Annotated in this window: 12 protein-coding genes; 6 read left to right on the forward strand and 6 right to left on the reverse strand. The window is 66.9% G+C overall.

Going from position 1 to position 20,010, the window contains the following annotated elements; all coding sequences use genetic code 11:
• Window positions 1-403: 403 nt before the first annotated feature.
• The 4 genes from rnr to OX459_RS22760 all read left to right on the forward strand — a co-directional run bounded on the left by rnr (window position 404) and on the right by OX459_RS22760 (window position 5,371).
• A complete protein-coding gene (gene rnr / locus OX459_RS22745) occupies window positions 404-2,974 on the forward strand; it encodes a ribonuclease R (protein ID WP_289906640.1) in 2,571 nt (856 codons plus the stop codon).
• A gap of 3 nt (window positions 2,975-2,977) precedes the next feature.
• On the forward strand, window positions 2,978-3,721 hold the full coding sequence (gene rlmB / locus OX459_RS22750) for a 23S rRNA (guanosine(2251)-2'-O)-methyltransferase RlmB (RefSeq protein WP_034784003.1): 744 nt from the start codon (window positions 2,978-2,980) through the stop codon (window positions 3,719-3,721).
• 191 nt (window positions 3,722-3,912) lie between these two features.
• The gene (gene cysE / locus OX459_RS22755) at window positions 3,913-4,662 is read left to right on the forward strand and encodes a serine O-acetyltransferase (protein ID WP_099664693.1); all 750 of its coding nucleotides are present in this window, start codon (window positions 3,913-3,915) and stop codon (window positions 4,660-4,662) included.
• Window positions 4,663-4,672: 10 nt separating this feature from the next.
• The gene (locus OX459_RS22760) at window positions 4,673-5,371 is read left to right on the forward strand and encodes a YceH family protein (protein WP_070260269.1); all 699 of its coding nucleotides are present in this window, start codon (window positions 4,673-4,675) and stop codon (window positions 5,369-5,371) included.
• A gap of 16 nt (window positions 5,372-5,387) precedes the next feature.
• Here OX459_RS22760 and OX459_RS22765 read toward each other — a convergent pair whose 3' ends face one another.
• Together OX459_RS22765 and OX459_RS22770 are read right to left on the reverse strand one after the other, a co-directional pair.
• Window positions 5,388-5,756 (reverse strand): tetratricopeptide repeat protein, encoded by a 369-nt coding sequence (locus tag OX459_RS22765; protein ID WP_289906641.1) that lies wholly within the window; start codon window positions 5,754-5,756, stop codon window positions 5,388-5,390.
• A 7-nt stretch (window positions 5,757-5,763) separates the two neighbouring features.
• Window positions 5,764-6,213, reverse strand: coding sequence for a DUF4240 domain-containing protein (locus OX459_RS22770; protein ID WP_289906642.1), 450 nt, complete (start codon window positions 6,211-6,213; stop codon window positions 5,764-5,766).
• Between the two features lie 192 nt (window positions 6,214-6,405).
• Between OX459_RS22770 and OX459_RS22775 the strand changes: the two genes are divergently transcribed.
• Window positions 6,406-6,909, forward strand: a complete 504-nt coding sequence (locus OX459_RS22775) for a DUF2199 domain-containing protein (protein WP_289906643.1) — start codon at window positions 6,406-6,408, stop codon at window positions 6,907-6,909.
• 59 nt (window positions 6,910-6,968) lie between these two features.
• Window positions 6,969-7,613, forward strand: coding sequence for a uridine kinase (gene udk / locus OX459_RS22780; protein ID WP_289906644.1), 645 nt, complete (start codon window positions 6,969-6,971; stop codon window positions 7,611-7,613).
• A 27-nt stretch (window positions 7,614-7,640) separates the two neighbouring features.
• Here udk and OX459_RS22785 read toward each other — a convergent pair whose 3' ends face one another.
• The 4 genes from OX459_RS22785 to OX459_RS22800 form a co-directional block, all read right to left on the reverse strand.
• A complete protein-coding gene (locus OX459_RS22785; protein WP_099664688.1) occupies window positions 7,641-8,810 on the reverse strand; it encodes an HlyD family type I secretion periplasmic adaptor subunit in 1,170 nt (389 codons plus the stop codon).
• Entirely contained in the window at window positions 8,807-10,954 is a 2,148-nt protein-coding gene (locus OX459_RS22790; RefSeq protein ID WP_289906645.1) for an ATP-binding cassette domain-containing protein, read from the reverse strand. Before OX459_RS22790 ends, OX459_RS22785 begins: the two co-directional genes overlap by 4 nt.
• A gap of 28 nt (window positions 10,955-10,982) precedes the next feature.
• Window positions 10,983-12,206 carry a TolC family protein gene (locus OX459_RS22795; protein ID WP_289906646.1) on the reverse strand — a complete coding sequence of 408 codons (1,224 nt, stop codon included), beginning with the start codon at window positions 12,204-12,206 and terminating at the stop codon, window positions 10,983-10,985.
• A gap of 216 nt (window positions 12,207-12,422) precedes the next feature.
• A complete protein-coding gene (locus OX459_RS22800; protein ID WP_289906647.1) occupies window positions 12,423-19,496 on the reverse strand; it encodes a hypothetical protein in 7,074 nt (2,357 codons plus the stop codon).
• Between the last annotated feature and the right edge of the window lie 514 nt (window positions 19,497-20,010).

Raw genomic sequence — 20,010 nt, forward strand, 5'->3', positions numbered from 1 at the left:
CTGCTGTGACTTACTACATTTTACTGCTCGAGTACTTGTTGAAAAATAACTTCACAACAATTCTGCTATTATAGCGACTTGAAGAGTTTTGCGCCAGATGAGCTTTCGCTCCATACTGCACATCAACCCTGTACCGCTTTCCTGCAACTGCATCCCCGTGAAGGTTTGTCGCTGCAAGAGACCGAGATTATAGAGCAATATTTGCCGAAGTCAAATGCATTGCGCAGCTTTTCTCCTTTTTTTCATCGGCGGGGCACTTGTTCGGTTTCCGCTACGCTGTCCGTTAGGCAAACCAAGGCGTCCTCCGGTACACTACCGGACATCACCGTGTCAATATTGACGGTGATGTCATCGGTCTTTGTCTTCCGTTTGATCACTGTCAATAACAACTATAGAAATACTTTTGAGCCAAAATACCCACACCATCCCCAGCCGGGAGGACATTCTCGGCATATTCCGCAGCGTCAGCGCGCCTCTCGACCCGCAGTCTCTCGGGAAAACGCTGCAAGTGCATGCCGATTCCATGGATGTCCTGGTCCGTCGCCTGAAGGCGATGGAGCGCGACGGCCAGCTCAAGTCTGACGCCAGCGGTGTTTTCAGCCTGGCCGACCAGAGCGCGCTTGTCGCCGGTCGCGTCACCAGCCACCGCGATGGCTTCGGCTTTGTCATTCCCGACGACGCCAGCGCCGACCTGTTCCTGCCTGAGAAGGAAATGCAGAAAGTACTGCATGGCGACAAGGTCATGGCCCGCATCGTCGGCACGGACCGCCGCGGCCGTCCGGAAGGCACGATCGTCGAAGTCACCTACCGCGCCAATACCCACGTCATCGGCCGCCTGATCCAGGAAAACGGTACCTGGGTCGTGGCGCCGGAAGACCAGCGCATCGGCCAGGACATTTTGGTCACCGGTTCGGTGGGCAAGGCGAAAGCGGGCCAGATCGTCAGCGTCGAGCTGACGGAGCAACCGATGCGCTTCAAGCAGCCGGTCGGCAAGATCGTCGAAGTGCTCGGTGCGCTCGATGACCCCGGCATGGAAATTGAAATTGCCGTACGTAAATTCAACGTGCCGCACGTCTTTTCCGCCGCCGCCTTGAAGCAAGCTGAAAAGCTGCCCTTCGAAGTGCGCGCCGCCGACCTGAAAGACCGTGTCGACCTGCGCGACGTGCCTTTGGTAACCATCGATGGCGAAGACGCGCGCGATTTCGACGATGCCGTGTATTGCGAACCCGTCAAGATCGGCCGCGCCAACTGCTTCCGCCTGATCGTGGCGATTGCCGACGTCAGCCATTACGTGAAACCGAACGACGCGCTCGATATCGATGCGCTCGAGCGCAGCACGTCCGTCTACTTCCCGCGCCGCGTCATCCCGATGCTGCCGGAAAAGCTGTCGAATGGCCTGTGCTCGCTGAACCCGGCCGTCGACCGCCTGACCCTCGTGTGCGACGCCGTCGTCAGCGACAAGGGCGAGCTGAAGGCGTACCAGTTCTATCCGGCCGTCATCCATTCGGCCGCGCGCCTGACCTACGACGAAGTCGCTGCCGTGCTAGGCAATACCAAGGGACCCGAAGCGGCACGCCGCGCGGACATCCTGCCGCACCTGCAAAACCTGGAAGCCGTCTACCGCGCCTTGCTGAAAGCACGCACGGAGCGGGGCGCCATCGATTTCGAGACGACGGAAACGTATATCGTCTGCAATAGCGCGGGCAAGATCGAAAAGATCATCCCCCGCACGCGCAACGAAGCGCACAAGATCATTGAAGAGTGCATGCTGGCGGCCAACGTCTGCGCGGCCGATTTGTTGCTGCGCAACAAGCATCCAGGCACCTACCGCATCCATGCCAGCCCGACCAAGGAAAAGCTCACGCAAGTGCGCACCTTCCTCAAGCAGGTGGGCCTGAACCTGACAGGCGGCGACACGCCATCGGCCTCCGATTACCAGACCCTGATGCAGCAGATCAAGGCGCGTCCCGACGCGGCCCTGCTGCAAACGATGCTGCTGCGCTCGATGCAGCAAGCCGTCTACAGCCCGGACAATATCGGCCACTTCGGTCTGGCCTACGAGGCGTATGCCCACTTCACCAGCCCGATCCGCCGCTATCCCGACCTGCTGACGCACCGCGCCATCAAGGCCATTCTGCAAGGCAAGAAATACGAGCCGAAGCTGTCCGAAAAGACCGTGCTGAACACGAACGTGTCGAACGCCACGCGCAAGCAGCAGGCGAAGGACAAGGCCGACGGCAAGCCGAAGAAGACGGATTTGACCATCTGGGACGCGCTGGGCGTGCATTGCTCGGCCAACGAGCGCCGCGCCGACGAAGCGTCGCGCGACGTGGAAGCCTGGCTGAAGTGCTACTTCATGCAGGACAAGCTGGGCGAGGAGTTCACCGGCACCATCACGGGCGTGACGACGTTCGGCGTGTTCGTGCAGCTCGATACCCTGTTTGTCGAAGGCCTGGTGCATGTCACCGAGCTGGGCACCGATTACTTCCAGTACGACGATGCGCGCCATGAATTGCGCGGCGAGCGCACGGGCAAGCGTTATCAATTGACCGACCGTTTGACGGTGCAAGTGGCGCGTGTCGACCTGGAAACGCGCAAGATCGACCTGCGCCTGGTCACCGATGCGGAACTGGCGGGCGAAGAAGCGCCAGCCAAGCCGAACGGCAGCGGCAAGCGCAAGGGCGAAAAGAAATCGATGGTCAAGCCCGGTCCAGCGACCGAGCAGCGCCATGAGATCAAAACCAGCGTCAACAACGGTGGCAAACCCGGCAATGGTTCCGGCGGCCGTGCCAACGGCGCCAAGGCGCAAGCCAAGCCTGCAGCCAAGGCCGCGCTGAAGGAAGCCCCGAAGGCGGCGGCGCCCAAGGCCGCCGCGCCGAAACGCAGCAAGAAACCAGCCGCGGCACCCGCTGCGGCGGCACCACGAGCAGCAAAAACTGTATCTGTATCAAAAACAAGCAAGAAGAAACGATAAATAATGAAGAATAAAATGATTTTCGGCTTCCACGCCGTCACCTCGCGTCTGCGTCATGAAGCGTCGTCCGTGGAAGAAATTTTTGTCGATGCCAGCCGCGTCGACGGCCGCATGAAGGACATGATCGCCGCAGCCAAGGCTGCCAACGTGCGCGTCATGCCTGTCGACTCGTCGCGTCTGGACAAGATCGTCGGCACGCGCCGCCACCAGGGCGTGATCGCGTTTGCCTCGCAACTGTCGCTGGCGCGCAATCTTGATGAGTTGCTGGACGCCATCGACGGCCCGCCGCTGCTGTTGATTCTCGACGGCATCACCGACCCGCACAACCTGGGCGCCTGCCTGCGCGTGGCCGACGGTGTCGGCGCACATGCCGTCATCGTGCCGAAGGACCGCGCCGTGGGCCTCAACGCCACGGCCGCCAAGGTCGCCAGCGGCGCCGCCGAAACCGTTCCGTACATCACCGTGACGAATCTGGCGCGCACCATGCGTGAACTCAAGGAACGCGGCATCTGGCTGATCGGTACCTCGGACGACGGCGAAAAAGGCTTGTACGAAGCCGATTTCACGGGCCCGACGGCCCTCGTCATGGGTTCCGAAGGCGAAGGCATGCGCCGTTTGACGCGCGACACCTGCGATATCCTCGTCAGCATTCCGATGTTCGGCTCCGTCGAGAGCTTGAACGTGTCGGTCGCTTCCGGCGTCTGTCTGTATGAAGCCCGCCGCCAGCGGATTGCGAAAGAAGGCTAAAAAACGTCCAGGGCGGCGTTGCATTGCCTCGCCGTACTTGCGTACTGTCTTCGGCAATGCGCCTTGCCCTGAACGTTTTGTAGCGCTTCTTTATATGCCGCCGCCCTTGAGGCGGCGGTTGTTTATCTGCCTCCCCGGCAGCACGCCGCCGAATACGCTACCATTTGCGTTCCACCTTATTCATTGTCATTATGTTCCACCACCTGCGCGAAGATATCAACAGCATCATTGAACGTGACCCCGCCGCCCGCAATGGCTGGGAGGTGCTGACCTGTTATCCGGGCTTGCACGCCATCGTCATGCACGGCTGGGCGCACTGGTGCTGGACGCGGCACATGAAGTGGGTAGGGCGCTTCATTTCGTATATCGGCCGCATCATCACGGGCATCGAGATCCATCCGGGCGCCGTCATCGGCCGGCGCGTCTTCATCGACCATGGTTTCGGCGTGGTGATCGGCGAGACGGCCGTCGTCGGCGACGATTGCACCATCTACCAGGGAGTCACTTTGGGCGGCACCTCGCTGCACAGCGGCAGCAAACGCCATCCGACCCTGGAACGGGGCGTCATCGTCGGCGCCGGCGCGCAGGTGCTGGGCAGCTTCACGGTGGGCGAGTACGCCAAGGTGGGTTCGAACGCCGTGCTGCTGAAACCCGTGCCGTCCGGCGCCACGGCCGTCGGCAACCCCGCGCACATCGTGCAAAAGGATGTCAGCGCCCTGCGCGAGGGCAGCACGGCCCATTTGTTCGCCGCGTATGGCGTCACGCCCAACGGCGACGATCCCCTGTCGAAAGCCCTGCAAGGCTTGATCACGCACGCCGTGGCGCAGGAACAGCGCATCGAGACCATCCTCGCCACCCTGAAGGCGGCGGGCATCTGCTGCCAGGGCGTGCCCGAGTGTGATAAATTTGATTCCGAGCAAATGAACAAGCTGGTTGATTAAGGATACAGGCATGACTACAGACGCAAACGCAGCAGAGAAAAGCAGCGACAATCCGAATCTGCTCGACCCCTTCGAGATCCGCGTGCTGGCCGTGCTGGCCGAAAAGGAAGCGCTGACGCCGGACAGCTATCCGCTGTCGCTGAACGCGCTGACGAACGGCTGCAACCAGCTGTCCAGCCGCGACCCCGTCATGGCCCTGTCCGAAGAAACCGTGTACGACGTGCTGCAGCGTTTGATGCAGCGCAAATTCGTCAACGGCATCACGCAGGCCGGAGCGCGTGTCGCCAAGTACGAACACCGCATGCGCATCAAGTGGTCGCTGGAACAGGATAAATTGGCCATCCTGACGATCTTGATGCTGCGCGGCTTGCAGACGGCGGGCGAGATCCGCAGCCGCAGCGGCAGGGTACATGAATTCAAGTCCGTGGCGGAAGTGGAAGCCGGCCTGCAATTCTTGATCGATAAATACCCGCCGCTGGTGGCCAAGCTGGCCGTCGCGCCCGGCGCCAAGGAACCGCGCTACGGCCATCTGCTGGGCGGTGAAGAGGCGCTGGCGCAGATCGAGACGGCGGCCGGTTTTGCTGGCGCCGTCAGCGCGCCGCAGCAGGGCAGCAGGGTCGCCCAGCTGGAACAGGAAGTGCTGCAATTGCGCAGCGACTTCGATGGCCTGGCGGCGCAGTTCGAGGCGTTCCGCAAGCAGTTCGAATAGTTTTCAGGGTACGCGCCTATTGGGCCTGGGGGTCGAAATAGGCGGTCCAGGTCAGGCTGGAAGCGGCAAGACCCTGCGCCTTGCCAAATTGCGCCATGGCCTTGCGCGGTTTTGCCAGTCCCGCCAGGGCCACCCCCAGGTTGTAATGGGTATGGCTGTCCGTCGAGCCCAGCTTGAGCGCTGTTTCCAGTACGTTGACGGCGTCCCTGTACTTGCCCTGGTCGCACAGCACGGCGCCCAGGCAAGTGATCAGGGCCGTGTCTTGCCGGGCCGCTTGCAAGGCGCTGCGCAACACGGCTTCAGCCGCCGCCATGTGCATCTCCCAGTGCCCGGCATCGCCTTCGGCCAGCTGGATATGCGCCCTGCTTGCGGCGATGGCGTCCATTGCCGCCCTAGCCAGGCCAGGCGGCGGAATTGCTTCCGGTTTCATAGGCGACGCTGGCGGTAAAATCCCAGTCATCGGTGTCACGCCCTGTCTTCTCGGACCAGGCCTCGGGAGCGACGCTCAACAGTTCCTCCAGCCACTCGTCCGTTTGATCGGGCATCAGTGTGGGGTCGGCCAGAACGCTGTCATACATGGTCTTGCCCGAGCCGACGACGAAACAACGCGCATACAGGAAACTGTCATCCGACTTCCCCGAGTCCCCGGCCTGCTCCGCAAACACCTTGCCATCGAGTTGGTACAGTACCTGCGCCAGGCACTCTTCGAAGCCCTTGATGTCCTTGACCGGCAACTCGGCGAGGGCTTCCGTCAATGGTTCCACCGCGGCATCGGCGTCGCCGTCTTGCAGGGCTTCACGGTCGATTTTCTCTATCAGCTGCCAAAATTTTTCGTCGTTCATTGTTCATTCCAGGTAAATAGTCCATCGATACTGAAAGAGGTCAGGCATGCAATGCCCGTGGCGCGATGCGTCCCGTCTGTGCATCTTGAGCTTGTTTAGAATATCATCTTGCCCGAATGCCAAGCGCACGGTTTCCCCACGTAACTTTTTGCATGCAATACCGCAAACAATTCGAATAAGCAGCCTTCCCATATGACTTTCTCCTTCCAGTGCCGCTCCTGCGGCGAGACCCACACGGGCATGCCCAGCTTCGGTGCCGATACGCCGTGGCTGTACGAGCAGATGGCGCCCGCCGAACGCGCAGCACGCTGCCAGCTCGACAGCGACGCCTGCATCGTCGACGAAGCGCACTGTTTCGTGCGCGCCACCATCGACATCCCCGTGCACGGCGCGGACGAGCCGTTCAGCTGGGGCGTGTGGGTGTCGCTGAGCGGCGACAGCTTCGATGCCTGGGACGCCTGCTTCAACGATGCCAAACGGGCGCACATCGGCCCCTTCTTCGGCTGGCTCAGCACGCAACTGCCCGTGTATCCGGACACCCTGAACCTGAAAACCCGCGTGCACCTGCGCGACGATGGCATACGTCCGGCCATCGAGCTGGAACCGACGGATCACCCGCTGGCGGTGGAACAGCGCGACGGCATCACGGCAGAGCGGGTGGCCGAGCTGTATGCGCGACTGATGCATGGCGCGTGACAGGCCCGGCGTTGCAGCCTCTCCCTGTCGGACCGCTCATGTTTCCGGTATCATTCGGCATGAATACTATTTCCTTCCAACCGTTTGTTATTGGTGTCGCTGGCGGAAGCGGCAGTGGCAAGTCCACCGTATCCCAGCAAGTGCTGGCGTCGTTCGGCGCCGACATGGTCTCGGTCGTGATGCAGGACGACTACTACTGCGACCAAACCCATCTCTCCCCTGAAGTGCGCCGGCAGCAGAATTACGACCATCCGCAGGCGTTCGAGTGGCCATTGCTGGTGCAGCACATCCAGGCCTTGCGCAATGGCGAATCGATCGAGATGCCCGAGTACGACTTCACGCTGCACAACCGCTCCGACAGGACCATCTTGGTCAAGCCGGCGCCGGTGATCGTCATCGAGGGCCTGTTTGCCCTGTATGACGAAGACTTGCGCGACATGATGTCGCTGAAGATCTTTGTCGACACGGCCTCCGACGTGCGCTTCATCCGCCGCATGCAACGCGATATCACGGAACGTGGCCGTTCGGTGGAAAGCGTCATCGAGCAATACCTGGAAACCGTGCGCCCGATGCACAAGCAATTCATCGAACCGACCAAGCGCAATGCCGACGTCATTTTGCCGCACGGCGCCAATGGCCCCGCGGTCGACATGATCACGGCCAAGGTGGCCAGCGTCATCGGTCAATTGAAGCCGGCCGTTTGAAGCCTGCCGGTGACGCAGCCCGCTGCGTCACCGCTCTCCCATCGACTCCGAGAACGTCTTGGTGATCGGTTTCGTCAGGTAGCGCAACACCGTCTTGCGGCCCGTGTTGATTTCCACGGTGGCCGTCATGCCGGGCTGGATCAGGATAGGCTCGCCATTCTTGCCCATCAGGTTGCGCCCGCTGGTCTTGATCTGCACGCGGTAGTACGGCTGCTCGTTGCCCTTGTTGTCTTCGCTTAAGGTGTCCGCGCTGATGTAGCTGACGGTGCCGCGCAGGCGGCCGTAGATGCCGTAGTCATAGGCGTCCAGTTTCACGGCCGTGGGCAGGCCGGGCTTGATGAAGGCGATGTCGGCCGGTTTCACTTTCGCTTCGATGATCAGGTCATCGTCCGTGGGCACGATTTGCAGGATTTCCTCGCCCGGCTTGGCCACGCCGCCCAGGGTGGTGAGGCGCACGTTGCGCACGATGCCGTCGGTGGGCGCGTAAATGTCCGTCGAACCCAGCTGCTCCTTGCGCTGGGTCACCGTCTGCAGCACGCCGGCCAGGTCTTCCTGGGCTTTCACCAGGTCCGTCTGGCTGTCTTGCAGGTATTTGTTACGGCGGTTGGTGATCTGCGCCTGGATGTCGACCACTTGCCGCCGCAGCTTCAGCACTTCGGCGCGGCTGACGTCACCCGTTTCCAGCAGCGGCAGATTCATTTCCAGCTCTTCCTTGATCAGTTTCATGGCGCTTTCCAGGGAGCTCACTTCCGCCTGCACGGCGCCCTGGCGCTTGCTGAACAGGGCCAGCTGGTTGGCGCGAAATTCCGGAAACGCCTGCAGTTCGGGCGGGAACTTCGGCGCGCCGCCAAACACTTCCGCCTGCAGGCGCGCCACGGCCGCTTTCAGCCCCGCCGCCTTGGCCGTGCTTTCCAGGTAGCTCGTTTCGGCCCGCGTGCGGTCGAAACGGGCCAGCAATTCGCCCTTTTTCACGATGCTGCCTTCATGCACGCGCAACTCGGCCAGCACGCCGCCATCGGCCACCTGGATGATCTGGTTGCGCGAGCTGGCGATCACCTGGCCGTTGGCGCGCGTCACCTGGTCCAGCTCCGCCCACGAAGCCCAGGCGATGACGCCCGCCAGCGCCGCCGTGCAGCTCCAGATCAGCACCCGGCCCCGTTTCGCTTCTTCCCTCGTTTCGACCTTGGCCAGTTTCATGCGACGGCTCCTTGCGCTGCCGCAGCCTGGACCACCGGCGCGGGAGCGGAAGCGGGAACGGCTTGCGGTTTGCCCGACAGCTTGGCCAGTACGGCATCGCGCGGGCCGTCCAGCAGCACCCGTCCCGCCTGCAGCACCACCAGGCGGTCGAGCAGGGGCAGGAGGGCGTTCTTGTGCGTGGTGGCGACCATGGTCACGCCTTCGGCCGCCAGCTCACCCAATAGCCCGACGATGCGCGCTTCCGTCTTCGCATCCATGGCACCCGTCGGCTCGTCGAGCAGCCAGATGCGCGGCTTGGCCAGCAGCAGGCGCGTGACGGCGATCAACTGGCGCTGGCCGCCCGACACGCCTCGTCCGCCTTCGGTGATGCCCAGCGCCAGTCCCCGTGGCTGGCCCAGTATCAGCTCGATCAGACCCGTGCGTTTGGCGGCGGCCAGGATGGCTTCCTCGCCCGGGTCGGCAAGTCCCAATAACAGGTTGTCGCGCAGGGTGCCGCTGAACAGCCGCGTTTCCTGCGGCAGGTAGCCGACCATTTCGCGCACCACGGCCGGCGCCAGCAGGGCCATGTCGACGTCGCCCAGGTAGGCTTTCCCCTCGGCCGGCAGGTACAGGCCCGATGCCAGTTTCAGCAGGGTGCTCTTGCCCGAGCCGATGGCGCCCACCAGGCCGACGCGCTCGCCGGGGCGGATGGCGAGGTTTTCCACTTCCAGCGCCACCTTTTGCGCGCCGCCATACGTAAAGCGGATGCGTTCGAAGCGCAAGCCCGTGTCGAGGCTGCGCGGCGTCAGCGCGAATTGCGCGTTGTCCGCTTCGTTGGGCAGGCTGATGACCTGTTCCAGGCCGTCGATCGAAGCGCGCGCATGCGCCCATTGCACCATCACGGCGGGCAGCTGCACGATGGGCATCAGGGCGCGGTTGCTGATGATGGTGCAGGCCATCAGGGCGCCCATGGTCATCTGGTTTTCGGCCACGAACCAGGCGCCCATGGAGATCAGCGCCACATTGGTCAGCTGCTGGAAGGCGGCCGTGATGTTTTGCGACAGGGCCGCATAGTCGCGGATATTCTGCTCGGCGTGGCTGCTCTCGGCCACCAGTTCGGCCCAGCGCGCCTGCATCATCCATTCGGCGCTGCTGCCCTTGAGCGTTTCGACCCCGTCGACGGCTTCCACCAGCAAGCCGGCCTTGCGGTTGCTGGCGTTGAGGTTCTTGCGCGTATGGCTTTCGATGGCGCGCTGGAACATCAGCCCGCACGCGAGGGCCAGCGGCAGGGCCACCAGCGGCACCACTACCAGCCAGCCGCCGATGATGGTGATCATGGCGAGAAAAATCACGGCGAAGGGCACGTCCGTCAGCACGAACAGCGATGTCGACGTGAGCACGCCGCGCACCATCTCAAAGCCTTTCACCTGCGCCGCCAGGGTGCCGACGGACGCGGGGCGCGCCTCCATGCGGATGCCCAGCATGCGCTGGAAAAACCACTCGGACAGTTCATGGTCGACGTCATTGCACGAGTGGTCGACGATGCGGCTGCGCACCTGCTTGAGGATGAATTCCAGGCTGATCGACAGGGCCACGCCCACCACCAGTACCCACAGGGTGCTGAAGCTCTGGTTCGGGATCACGCGGTCGTACACCTGCATGGAAAACAAAGAGGTGGCCATGGTGAGCAGGGTCACCAGCGCCGTGGCCAGCACGGCGTCGACAAACACGCTTTTCTTCAGCCACAGGGCGTTGCGCACCAGGCCCAGGGCGCCGGGGCGGGCGCCGCTTTTTTCGCTGCGGCGCGGCAGCCCCACGCAAGCCAGGCCGGCCAGCGAGGCCAGTTGCAAGGCGCGCCCGTCGATGCCTTCGCCGCGCCAGGCGCCGTCGGCACCGCGCGACTGCAGCAAGCCCCAGCCCGTGCTGGCGCTGTAGACGGCGAACGGCAGCTCGCCCGGCGTCGGCTCGTGCAGCGCGCGCGCCGCGCCTTCCAGCCCGGCCGCCTGCCAGATGGTGGTCAACACCACGCCGGGGGCGCCGTTGTCGTCGACGTCATCGAGCTGGCGCTGCAGGTCGGCCAGGCGGGCGGCGGGTACGTGCTGTCCCGTCAGGCGGGCGGCCCGCTCGATGAGTGTCAGCAAGCCATGTTTGATGGAGGTATCCACGCTGTCTCCTGTTCGTGTTCTGTGGCGGTCAATTGGCGCGCACCGACGCGGCCGGCGCCGTGCGCCCGGCGAGGGTGCCCGTTTGCGCGGCCAGGCGCAGGCTGGCGGCGATCGCCTGCGCGCGCGTGTCTTCCAGCGAAAATTGCGCCTGGGTCGCTTCGCGCACGGCGTTGAGCACGTCGTTCCAGCTCTTGCGGCCGATCACGTACTGGCGCGCATACGATTCGAATACCTGCGTCGAGGTGGTGCTGGCCTCGCCCGCGTTGCCCAGGCGCTGGCGGCTCGCCTCGGCCTCGTTCCAGTCCAGGGTAAAACGCTCGCGCACCTCGCGTTCGGCCACGTCGTGCGCGGCGCGCGCGCCTTCGCGCTTGGCCACGGCCGCATCCACGCCCGCCTTGGCCGACAGGCCGGCGCCCGGCTGCGCCTGCAGCACCAGCATGGCGCGCGTGCGGTTGTCGGCATTGATGCCGCCCGTCGGCTTTTCCATGCGCAGCACGACTTTCGGCATGTAGGCCGAGCGCTGCATGGTGATTTCGGAATCGGCTGCCTGCGCCTCGAAATCGAGGCGGTGCAGGGTGGGGGAATAGTCGATGGCCTGGCGCATGACCCGCTCCAGGCTGGCGTCGGGCAGCGGTTCGCCCACGCCGATGCCGGTGGTGCTGACGAGGCGCACGGGCTTGCCCGCCAGTTGCGACAGCTGCGCCAGCGCGTTTTCCAGCGCCTGGCGCGCATTCGACACGTCGTTGGCGGCCTGGTAGGCGCGCGACTCGGCCAGGCGCTGGTCCGTCTGCGAGCTGACCGACTGCACCACGCGGCGCTTGATCATGTCCAGTAGGCGCTGGTGCTCGGCCAGGCCCGCCTCGGCTGAACGCACGCGCGCCGTCTGACGCAACGCCTCGGTATAGGCGGCGATCACGCGCAGGGACAGGGTCAGGCGTTCTTCCTCGATGGCGGCGCCGGCCGCGTCGACCCGGCTGCTGGCGGCATCGATGCCGGCGTCGATGCGCCCGCCGCTCCACAGCGGCTGCTCGATGCGCACCACGCCGCCCGTTTCCTGCGAACCGGTGGGGACTTCCGCCGACAGGCTGGGAAAGCGCTGCCATTGCGCGCCATCGAGGTCGGCCCGCGCGGCCGCCTGTGCCGAGCGCCTGCCCTGCACGGCGGGATGGCTTTGCAGCGCCTGCTGCAAGACCTGGTCGAAGTTCCAGGCGGTGGCGCCCTGGGCGCCGGCGAAAGGGGTGACGCTGGCCATGGCGACGGCTGCCAGTACAGCCGCGATGCAGGGCAGGATGCCGGGCCAGGGGCGCCGGCGGCAGGGTAGTGCTGGCAAACTGCGTAATCTCATCCCGTGTTTTTCCGGCCTTGCGGCCTGCAGGGTTGCAACGAGGATCACCAGGACCGCAGGAGCGCGGCGCGACTGCGTACGCGCCCCTGCGGCCGTTGTGGCTACGTTTCCATGAGCATGGCCTCAGACATGGAAGTTCGCCGCCGTCAGCTGCGTGATGTTCACGCCGCTCAGCAGCACCAGCGCCGTGTCGATGGCGTTGGCGTTGCTCAGGTCACTCGAGTGATAGACCGTGACGGCGCCGCTGTTTTGCGCATCGGCGATGACGATGTAGCCCTGTCCCGACAAGACGCTGTTGTCGGCCGCGATGGCGCCGGCGGCATCGTGGATCGACACGGCCGTGCTGTCGAAGATGAACAGGTTGTCGTTGCCAAAGTCCGTGCTCAGGTTGACGCCCACCGCCACCGCTGCCGTCAGGTGGGCGATGGCCGACATGTCGATCACGTCGCCGCCGGCGGCTGGCAGGCCGGTGCTGAAGTCGCTCACCGTCAGCGGGTTGTGCAGTGCGTTCTGGCTCAGCACGAACAACTGGCTCGCATCCGTCAGGTCGGCGTGGGCCTGGGCTGCCGCTGCCGCTGCGGCTGCGGCGTTTGCCGACACCGTCAGCGAGTTTGCGTCCGTCAGGTCCGCCTGCGCCTGCGCCTGCAGGGCCGCTGCCGCTGCCGCATCCGCTGCCAAGTGCAGGGCGGCGGCGTCCGTCAGGTTGGCCGTCTGCGCCGCGGCCAGGGCGGCGGTCGCAGCCGCATCGGCGGCCTGGGTGAGCGCCACGGCATCGGTCTGGTCGGCCAGCGCTTGCACAGCGGCGGCGTGGGCGGCATCCGCAGCCGATATCACTCCCAGGGCGTTGGCGTCCGTTTGCGCGGCCAGGGCGTTCGCTTGCACCAGGGCCGCATCGGCTGCCTGCGCGTTGGCGTTGGCCTGGGCCGCCGCCGCATCGTCCGCGTAGGCCGCGTTGGCATTGGCATGCGCCTGGGCCGCTGCTGCCGCCGCGTTGGCGGCGGCGGCATCGTCCGCTTGCGCCGCCTGGAAGGCCAGCAGCGAAGCTGCTGCCTGGGCCTGGGCCAGCGGCGCGGCCGCATCGGCGGCATGGGCGGCCAGCGCGGCTGCGGCCGCATTGTTCGCGTTGACGGTGGCCGCTGCCGCTGCCGCATCGTCGGCCTGTGCCTGTTGCGTGATGGCCAGCGAAATGGCGGCCTGGGCGGCGGCCGCCGCCGCGGCGTCATCGTCGTTCTGCGCCGCGGTGGCGGCGGCCAGAGCGGTGGCCGCCGTTGCCGCCGTGCTGACGGCGAGGGCATCGGCGGCGATGGCTGCCGTGTGCGCGGCGGTGGCGGCGGCGGCATTTGCCGCAGCCTGGTTGGCGGCCGTGTCGTCGGCTTGTGCTGCCTGGGCGGCGAGCAGTGCCGATGCTGCCGCCGCGGCGCTGGCGGCGGCGGCGACATCGGCGGCGGCTGCTGCCGTCGCTGCCGCTTGTGCGAGGGAGGCGGCGGCTGCGGCGTCCGCTGCGGCCTGGTCGTCGGCGACGGCGGCGTTGTGCGCTGCCTGGGCGTTGGCGGCGTTGGCCGCGGCCAGGGCGGCTGCCGCATCGTCGGCCTGGGCTGCCTGCGTGGCTGCCAGGGTAATGGCGGCCGCGACGGCGGCTGCCGCGGCGGCGGCATCGGCATCGTGCGCGTTTTGCGCCGCCAGCTGGGCGGCGGCGGCTGCAGCTGCGGTGGCGGCGACGTTGGCGTCAGCGGCGAGGGCCGCGTTCAATGCCAGTTGCGCATTCGCGGCGGCCGTGGCGGCCGCTGCTGCCGTGGCGTCATCCGCCTGGGCATTGAGCGTGGCGGCCAGCGAGATGGCCGCCTGCGCCGCCGCCGTTGCTGCGGCTGCATCGGCGTTCTGCGCTGCGACGGCCGCCGCATGCGCGGCTGCCGCATTGTTGGCAGCCGTGACGGCCGCCGCATCGTCGGCCTGGGCCGACGCCAGCGCCGCATGGGCGGCTGCCGCATTCGCGTCGGCCTGGGCTGCCGCATCGGACGCATTTTGCGCGGAGATGAGGAGGTTCAGCTTGAGCGTCTTGTCATTGTCGGCGTCCAGGGCGTTGGTATCGGCCGTTACCGCCGCGTTCAGGTTGGCGATGGCCGCGTTGAGCGCCGCATGGGCGTTGATGGCGGCCGTGTCGGCCAATTGCGCCGCCAGCGTGGCGGCTGCCGACAGGGCTGCCGTGTGTGCGGCACTGGCGGCCGCATCGTCGGCGGCCAGCGCGGCGCTGGCTGCGGCCAGTGCATTGTTGGCCGCCGTGGCGAGGGCCGCCAGGCCGGCGTCGGCCTGCAGCGCGGCGTCGGCAATGATCTGCGCGGCCGCGGCCGCGGCTGCCGTGCTTGCCGCCGTGGCGTCGGCACCCACGGCGGCATTGGTGGCGGCGAGCGAGGCGCTGGCCGTCAGGATTGCCGCGTTGAGCGCCGTCGTGGCCGCATTCAGGGCCGCTTGCGCATTGTTGGCCGCCGTGGCCGCTGCTGCGGCGACGCTGTCGTCGTTCAGGGCCTGATTCAGCGCGGCCAGCGCGGCCGCTGCCGCCGCCGCCGTCGTGCCGACGGCCAGGTCGGCCGCCTGCGCGGCTTGCGTGGCGGCCAGCGAGATGGCCGCCGTGAGGGCGGCTGCCGCTGCTGCGGCATCGTCCGCCTGCGCATGCTGCGTGGCGGCGGCCGAGATGGCGGCGACGGCGGCGGCAGCGGCGGCGGCCGTATCGGCGGCGGTAGCGGCCGCAGCGGCGGCCGTGGCGTTGGTGGAGTTGAGGACGGCGGCAGCGGCGGCCGCATCGTCGGCCAGTGCCTGGTTCAGCGCGGTCAATGCATTGGCGGCGATGGTGGCGGCGCTGGCGGCCGCATTGTCGGCCAGCTGCGCCGCTTGCGCGGCCGCTTGCGAGGCATTGGCGACGGTGGCGGCCGTGGCGGCGGCCAGATCGTCGGCGACGGCGGCGGCCGTGGCTGCATTGGCCGTGACGGCAGCCGCGGCGGTCGCTGCCGCATTCGCGTCGGCGGCCAGGGCCGCATTCAAGGCGGCCAGGGCATTGGCTGCCGTCGCTGCCGTCGCGGCGGCGGCGGCATCGGCCGCTTGCGCTGCCTGCGCCGCTGCCAGCGAGGTGGCGGCCACGCCAGCGGCGGTCGCCGCGAGAGTGTCGTCCAGCTGCGCCGCCGTGGCGGCGGCCTGGGAGGTCAGGGCCAGCGTGGCGGCGGCGGTGGCGGCATTGTCGGCGGCAATCGCATTGTTCAGCGTGACCAGCGAGGCGGCAGCCGTGGCGGCCGTCGAGGCGGCAGCCGCATCGTCCGCTTGCGCCGCCAGTGCCGCCGTGTGCGATAGGCCGGCCGTGGTGGCGGCCACGGTGGCGGCCAGCGCGGCCACCAGGTCGAGTGGATGGGCGGCCGAATAGGCGGCGGCCGCAGCGGCGCTGGCGGCATCGTTGTTGGCGATGGTGGTCAGCGCGGCCGCGTCCGTCAGCGCCGCCTTGGTGGCGGCCACGGTGGCGGCCGTGACGTCGAGCGTATGCTGGGTGCCCAGCACGACGGCGTCGGTCAGGCCGGCGACGGTGGCGGCGGTCGCGGCGGCCGTGGCATTCACGGTTGCCACCAGGCCCAGGGCGACGGCGTCCGTCAGGTTGGCCGTTGTTTGCGCGGCGGTGGCGGCGGCCGCATCGACGGTGGCCGTCAGCCCCAGGGCCACGGCATCGGTCAGCGCGGCGGTGGCGGCAGCCGTGTTGGCGGCAGCCGTGGCGGCCGCCGAGACGGTGCCCAGGGCAACGGCGTCCGTCAGGTTGGCTGTCGTGGCGGCCAGGCTGGCGGCCGTGTTGGCGGCCGTCGAGACGAGGCCCAGCGCCACGGCATCGGTGAGGTTGGCCGTCGTCTGCGCCGTGGCGGCGAGCGCCGCATCGGCCGTGGCGACGAGGCCCAGGGCCGTGGCGTCCGTCAACGAGGCGGTGGCGGCGGCCGTATTGGCGGCCGTGGTGGCGGCCGTCGAGACGAGGCCCAGCGCCACCGCATCGGTCAGGTTGGCAACATTCGTCGCCGTATTGGCGGCGGCAGCGGCGGCAGTGGCGATCAGGCCCAGGGCGGCAGCGTCCGTCAAGTTGGCCGTTGTCAGCAGGGTGGCGGCCAAGGTGGCATCGGCGGTCGAGATCACGCCCAGCGCCGTGGCATCCGTCAGCGCCGCCAGGCTGGTGGCCGAGGCGGCAGCCAGGCCATCGGCGTTGGAAATGAGGCTCAGCGCGATGGCGTCCGTCTGGCCCGCCGTCGTGACGGCTGCGGCGGCGGCCGCATCGGCGGTCGATGACGCCACGGCCAGGGCTGCGGCATCGGTCTGGCCGGCCACGAGCTGTGCCGCGGTCAGGGCGTTTTGCGCCAGCGTATTGGCGGCCGTCAGTGTGCTGACGGCGGCCTGGGCGGCAAGTTCGGCGGCGGCATCGGCGGTGGAGACAAGGCCCAGCGCGCCTGCATCGGTCAGCGCGGCGGTGGCCGCTGCGGCCGTGGCTGCGGTCTGGGCCGCAACGGCGGCGCTGACGGCCGAGATGTCGATCCCGCCCAGCAGGGCAGCCGTTTCCGCCGCCGCAACGGCCGCGGCGGCGGTGTTGGCGAGCGCCACGGCGTCGGTCAGGTTGGCAGTGGTCAGCGCAGTCGCGGCCGCCAGCGCATCGGCGGCGGAGACGCCGGCGAGGAAGAGGGCGTCCGTCAGGCTGGCATCGGCATCGGCGCCATCGGCGTCGAGCTGCAAGGCATTGACGGTCGCCGTCAGGTCGACGACGCTGGTCTGCCCGGCCGTGACGTTGGCGGCCAGGGCGGCGAGGTTGGCCAGGTTGAAGGCATTCAGGGCGACGTTGACGTCCAGCAGGCTCGCTTGCGAATGGGCGGCCGCCGCATCCGCATCGGCCTGGTCGGCAGCTTGCTGCAGAGCAACTACATCGGTCTGACCGGCCACGGCCTGGGCATTTGCGGCATCGCTGGCTGCCGCCGCGTCGGCAGCGGCCAGGGCGGCGGCATCCGTCTGGTCGGCGGTGGTTTGCGCTGCCAGTGCGGCGGCGGCATCATTGTCGGAGACGATTTGCAGCGCGGCCGCATCGGTCAGCGCCGCTTGCGCGGCGGCGGCGGTCGAGGTGTTGGCGGCGGCATCGGCCGTGATCTGCAGGGCGGCCGCGTCGCTCAGGTTGGCTGTCACCACGGCGTTGGCGGCGGCAGTGGCGGCAGCGGCGGCAGCGATGTCGAGCGCGGCGGCATCCGTGTTGCCGGCTAATGTGGCCGCTGTCGCCGCTGCGGCGGCATCGGCGCTGGAAATCAGGGCCAGCGCTGCCGCGTCGGTCAAGTCGGCCTGCGCCTGCGCCGCATCCGACGCCAGGGTGGCGGCATCGGCGATCAGCCCCAGGGTGGGCGCGTCCGTCATGTTCGCTTGTGTCTGCGCATTTGCGGCGTTCGTGGCGGCCGCATCGGCGGCGGCCTGCAGGGCCACGGCATCGGTGGCGTTGGCGATCGAGGCATCCCAGGCGGCGACGCCGGCGGCGGCGTCCGCTGCCATGGTCAGCGTCACGGCGTCGGTGAGTCCTGCTTGCGTGCTGGCCGCTGCGGCGGCACTCACTGCCGCCGTGGCGGCGACGCCCAGTGCCGCGGCGTCGCTGGCATTGGCGTTGATTGCCGCATTCGCTGCCGCGGTAGCGGCCGCATTCGAGGCGGCGGTCAGGGCGGCGGCATCGGTGGCGGCGGCCACGCTGGCGGCCGCGGCGGCGGTGGCCGCATCGGCATCGGAGATGACTGTCAGAGCGGCGGCGTCCGTCAGGCTGGCCTGTATGCCGGCCGTGACGGCGGCGTTGGCGGCGGCCGTTGCCGCCAGGTCCAGCGCGGCGGCGTCCGTGGCATTGGCCAGCGCCGTGGCAGCGGCGGCAGCGGCGGCATCATTGGCCGAGATGACGCCCAGCGCCGCGGCATCGGTCAGCGCCGCCTGGGTGTTGGCGGCGGCGGAGACGACATCGGCCGCATCGGCGATGACTTGCAATGCGGGGGCGTTGGTCTGGTCCGCTTGCGTTTGTGCCGCATCGGCAGCGGCGTGCGCGGCGGCGGCGTTGGCGGCGGCCGTGACGGCAGCCGCATCGGCATTTTGTGCCGAAGTGGTGGCGGCCAGCGAAATGGCGGCGGTTGCGGCAGCGGCAGCGGCCGCGTTGTCGTCGGTCGTGGCAGCCGTGGCAGCGGCTTGCGCACCGGGCACGGCGGCTGCCGTGCTGGCGGCCAGCACATCGTCGCTGGTGGCGTTATTGGCTGCGAGCAAGGCTGCCGCCGCTGCAGCTGCCGCGGCGGCAGCCTGCTGGTCGGCGAGCGTGGCCGCATTCGCCGCTGCCAGCGCAGCTGCTGCCGTGGCGGCGGCGGCTGCGGCGGCGGCATCATCGGCCAGGGCACTGTTGGCCGCCGCGACCGCTGCTGCTGCGGCCAGCACGGCCGCGTCGGTAATCGTCGTGGTCGTGGATTGATTTCCCGTGCTACCGCCGGTCGAGCCGCCCGTGCCGCCAGTTCCTCCCGTTCCGCCCGTGCCACCGGTTCCTCCCGTGCCCGTGCCGCCAGTGCCGGTCCCGCCCGTACCCGTGCCACCCGTGCCTGTGCCTCCGGTCCCCGTGCCACCGGTGCCGGAACCGCCAGCCGCGGCACCGCCTCCGCCGCCACCGCCTGCTGCGGCGGCTACCAGGCCAAGGCCGCCGAGCGCGCCCAGCACGCCAAGTCCGCCCAGGCCGCCTGCCGCACCGGCGCCTGCGCCTGCGCCTGCGCCCGCTCCAGCTGATGCTCCTGCGACATCCACGACGCTGCCGCTGGGGATGCCGGCGGCGCCTGCGCCTGCCGCGCCCGCCGCACCGCCGTTGTTGTCGCCTTGCGACGTGCCGGGATCGGCACTGCCGTTGCCGGCCTGGCCTGCGGCCGCACCGCCGCCACCGGCTGCCAGGGCGGCTGCAGCCACTGCCGCGGCCGTGCCCAGGGCGGCGGCATTGCCGCTATCGGCGCTTCCCGTGACTTCCACGACATTTTCAGGCGGCATGGTCGCGCTGGCATCGGCCCCTTTTATCAGTTCGTCTTCGTCATACTGCTTGCGGTCGCCGTTTTTCGGATTGAGCGCTTTTTTAGCGGGCGTCGCGATCTTGGCGCCAGCGCCTTCGGCATTGACGGGAACTTGTGCTGGATTTTGGGTGGTGGCCATTTGAAAATCTCCGGAAGAAGGTTATATGTTCGTTCAATTTTTTAAGATATTAAAAAATCAATAATGTGGTTCGTTTCCTTGCTTACTCCGGCGTGGCTTGGGCCGTGGTTGAAATTGGGTATTGCCGATGCAGATGGTGAAAGTAAAACATAACTGGGGAAAAAACGCTGGCGTAATGGAACGCCGGCCCTGAAATATTTAAAATGCCATTTTTGCATTTGTTTTGCATGGCGTTATTTTCTTGCATCCTGTTTTTGCGATAACTGGCTTGCCAGCCGATGCGCCTTGAAAGATAGCGGTATTTACATGCAGGCCGCACCATCTCTCACTCTGATGGTAGTTTCAATTTTGAAACTTTCAATTTCATTTTAATCATTTTTCATGACTCTATTCTGTCAAGCTTTGCGCAAGCGAATAATCACGGATTGTCACGGAATGGGACTTTTAGGATGAATCCGCTACCCGGTTGCAGTGTTTCTGCGATTTTCATCGAAAAAACCCTATCGCTATCGAA

It is taken from the genome of Janthinobacterium sp. SUN026 (assembly GCF_030397625.1).
Taxonomy (GTDB): domain Bacteria; phylum Pseudomonadota; class Gammaproteobacteria; order Burkholderiales; family Burkholderiaceae_D; genus Janthinobacterium; species Janthinobacterium kumbetense.

Coding starts and splice junctions, on each gene's coding strand:
- rlmB (WP_034784003.1), top strand. CDS start 2,978: ATGAAGAATAAAATGATTTTCGGCTTCCACGCCGTCACCTCGCGTCTG.
- OX459_RS22800 (WP_289906647.1), bottom strand. CDS start 19,496: ATGGCCACCACCCAAAATCCAGCACAAGTTCCCGTCAATGCCGAAGGC.
- udk (WP_289906644.1), top strand. CDS start 6,969: ATGAATACTATTTCCTTCCAACCGTTTGTTATTGGTGTCGCTGGCGGA.
- OX459_RS22770 (WP_289906642.1), bottom strand. CDS start 6,213: ATGAACGACGAAAAATTTTGGCAGCTGATAGAGAAAATCGACCGTGAA.
- OX459_RS22795 (WP_289906646.1), bottom strand. CDS start 12,206: ATGGCCAGCGTCACCCCTTTCGCCGGCGCCCAGGGCGCCACCGCCTGG.
- OX459_RS22760 (WP_070260269.1), top strand. CDS start 4,673: ATGACTACAGACGCAAACGCAGCAGAGAAAAGCAGCGACAATCCGAAT.
- OX459_RS22775 (WP_289906643.1), top strand. CDS start 6,406: ATGACTTTCTCCTTCCAGTGCCGCTCCTGCGGCGAGACCCACACGGGC.
- OX459_RS22785 (WP_099664688.1), bottom strand. CDS start 8,810: ATGAAACTGGCCAAGGTCGAAACGAGGGAAGAAGCGAAACGGGGCCGG.
- cysE (WP_099664693.1), top strand. CDS start 3,913: ATGTTCCACCACCTGCGCGAAGATATCAACAGCATCATTGAACGTGAC.
- OX459_RS22765 (WP_289906641.1), bottom strand. CDS start 5,756: ATGGACGCCATCGCCGCAAGCAGGGCGCATATCCAGCTGGCCGAAGGC.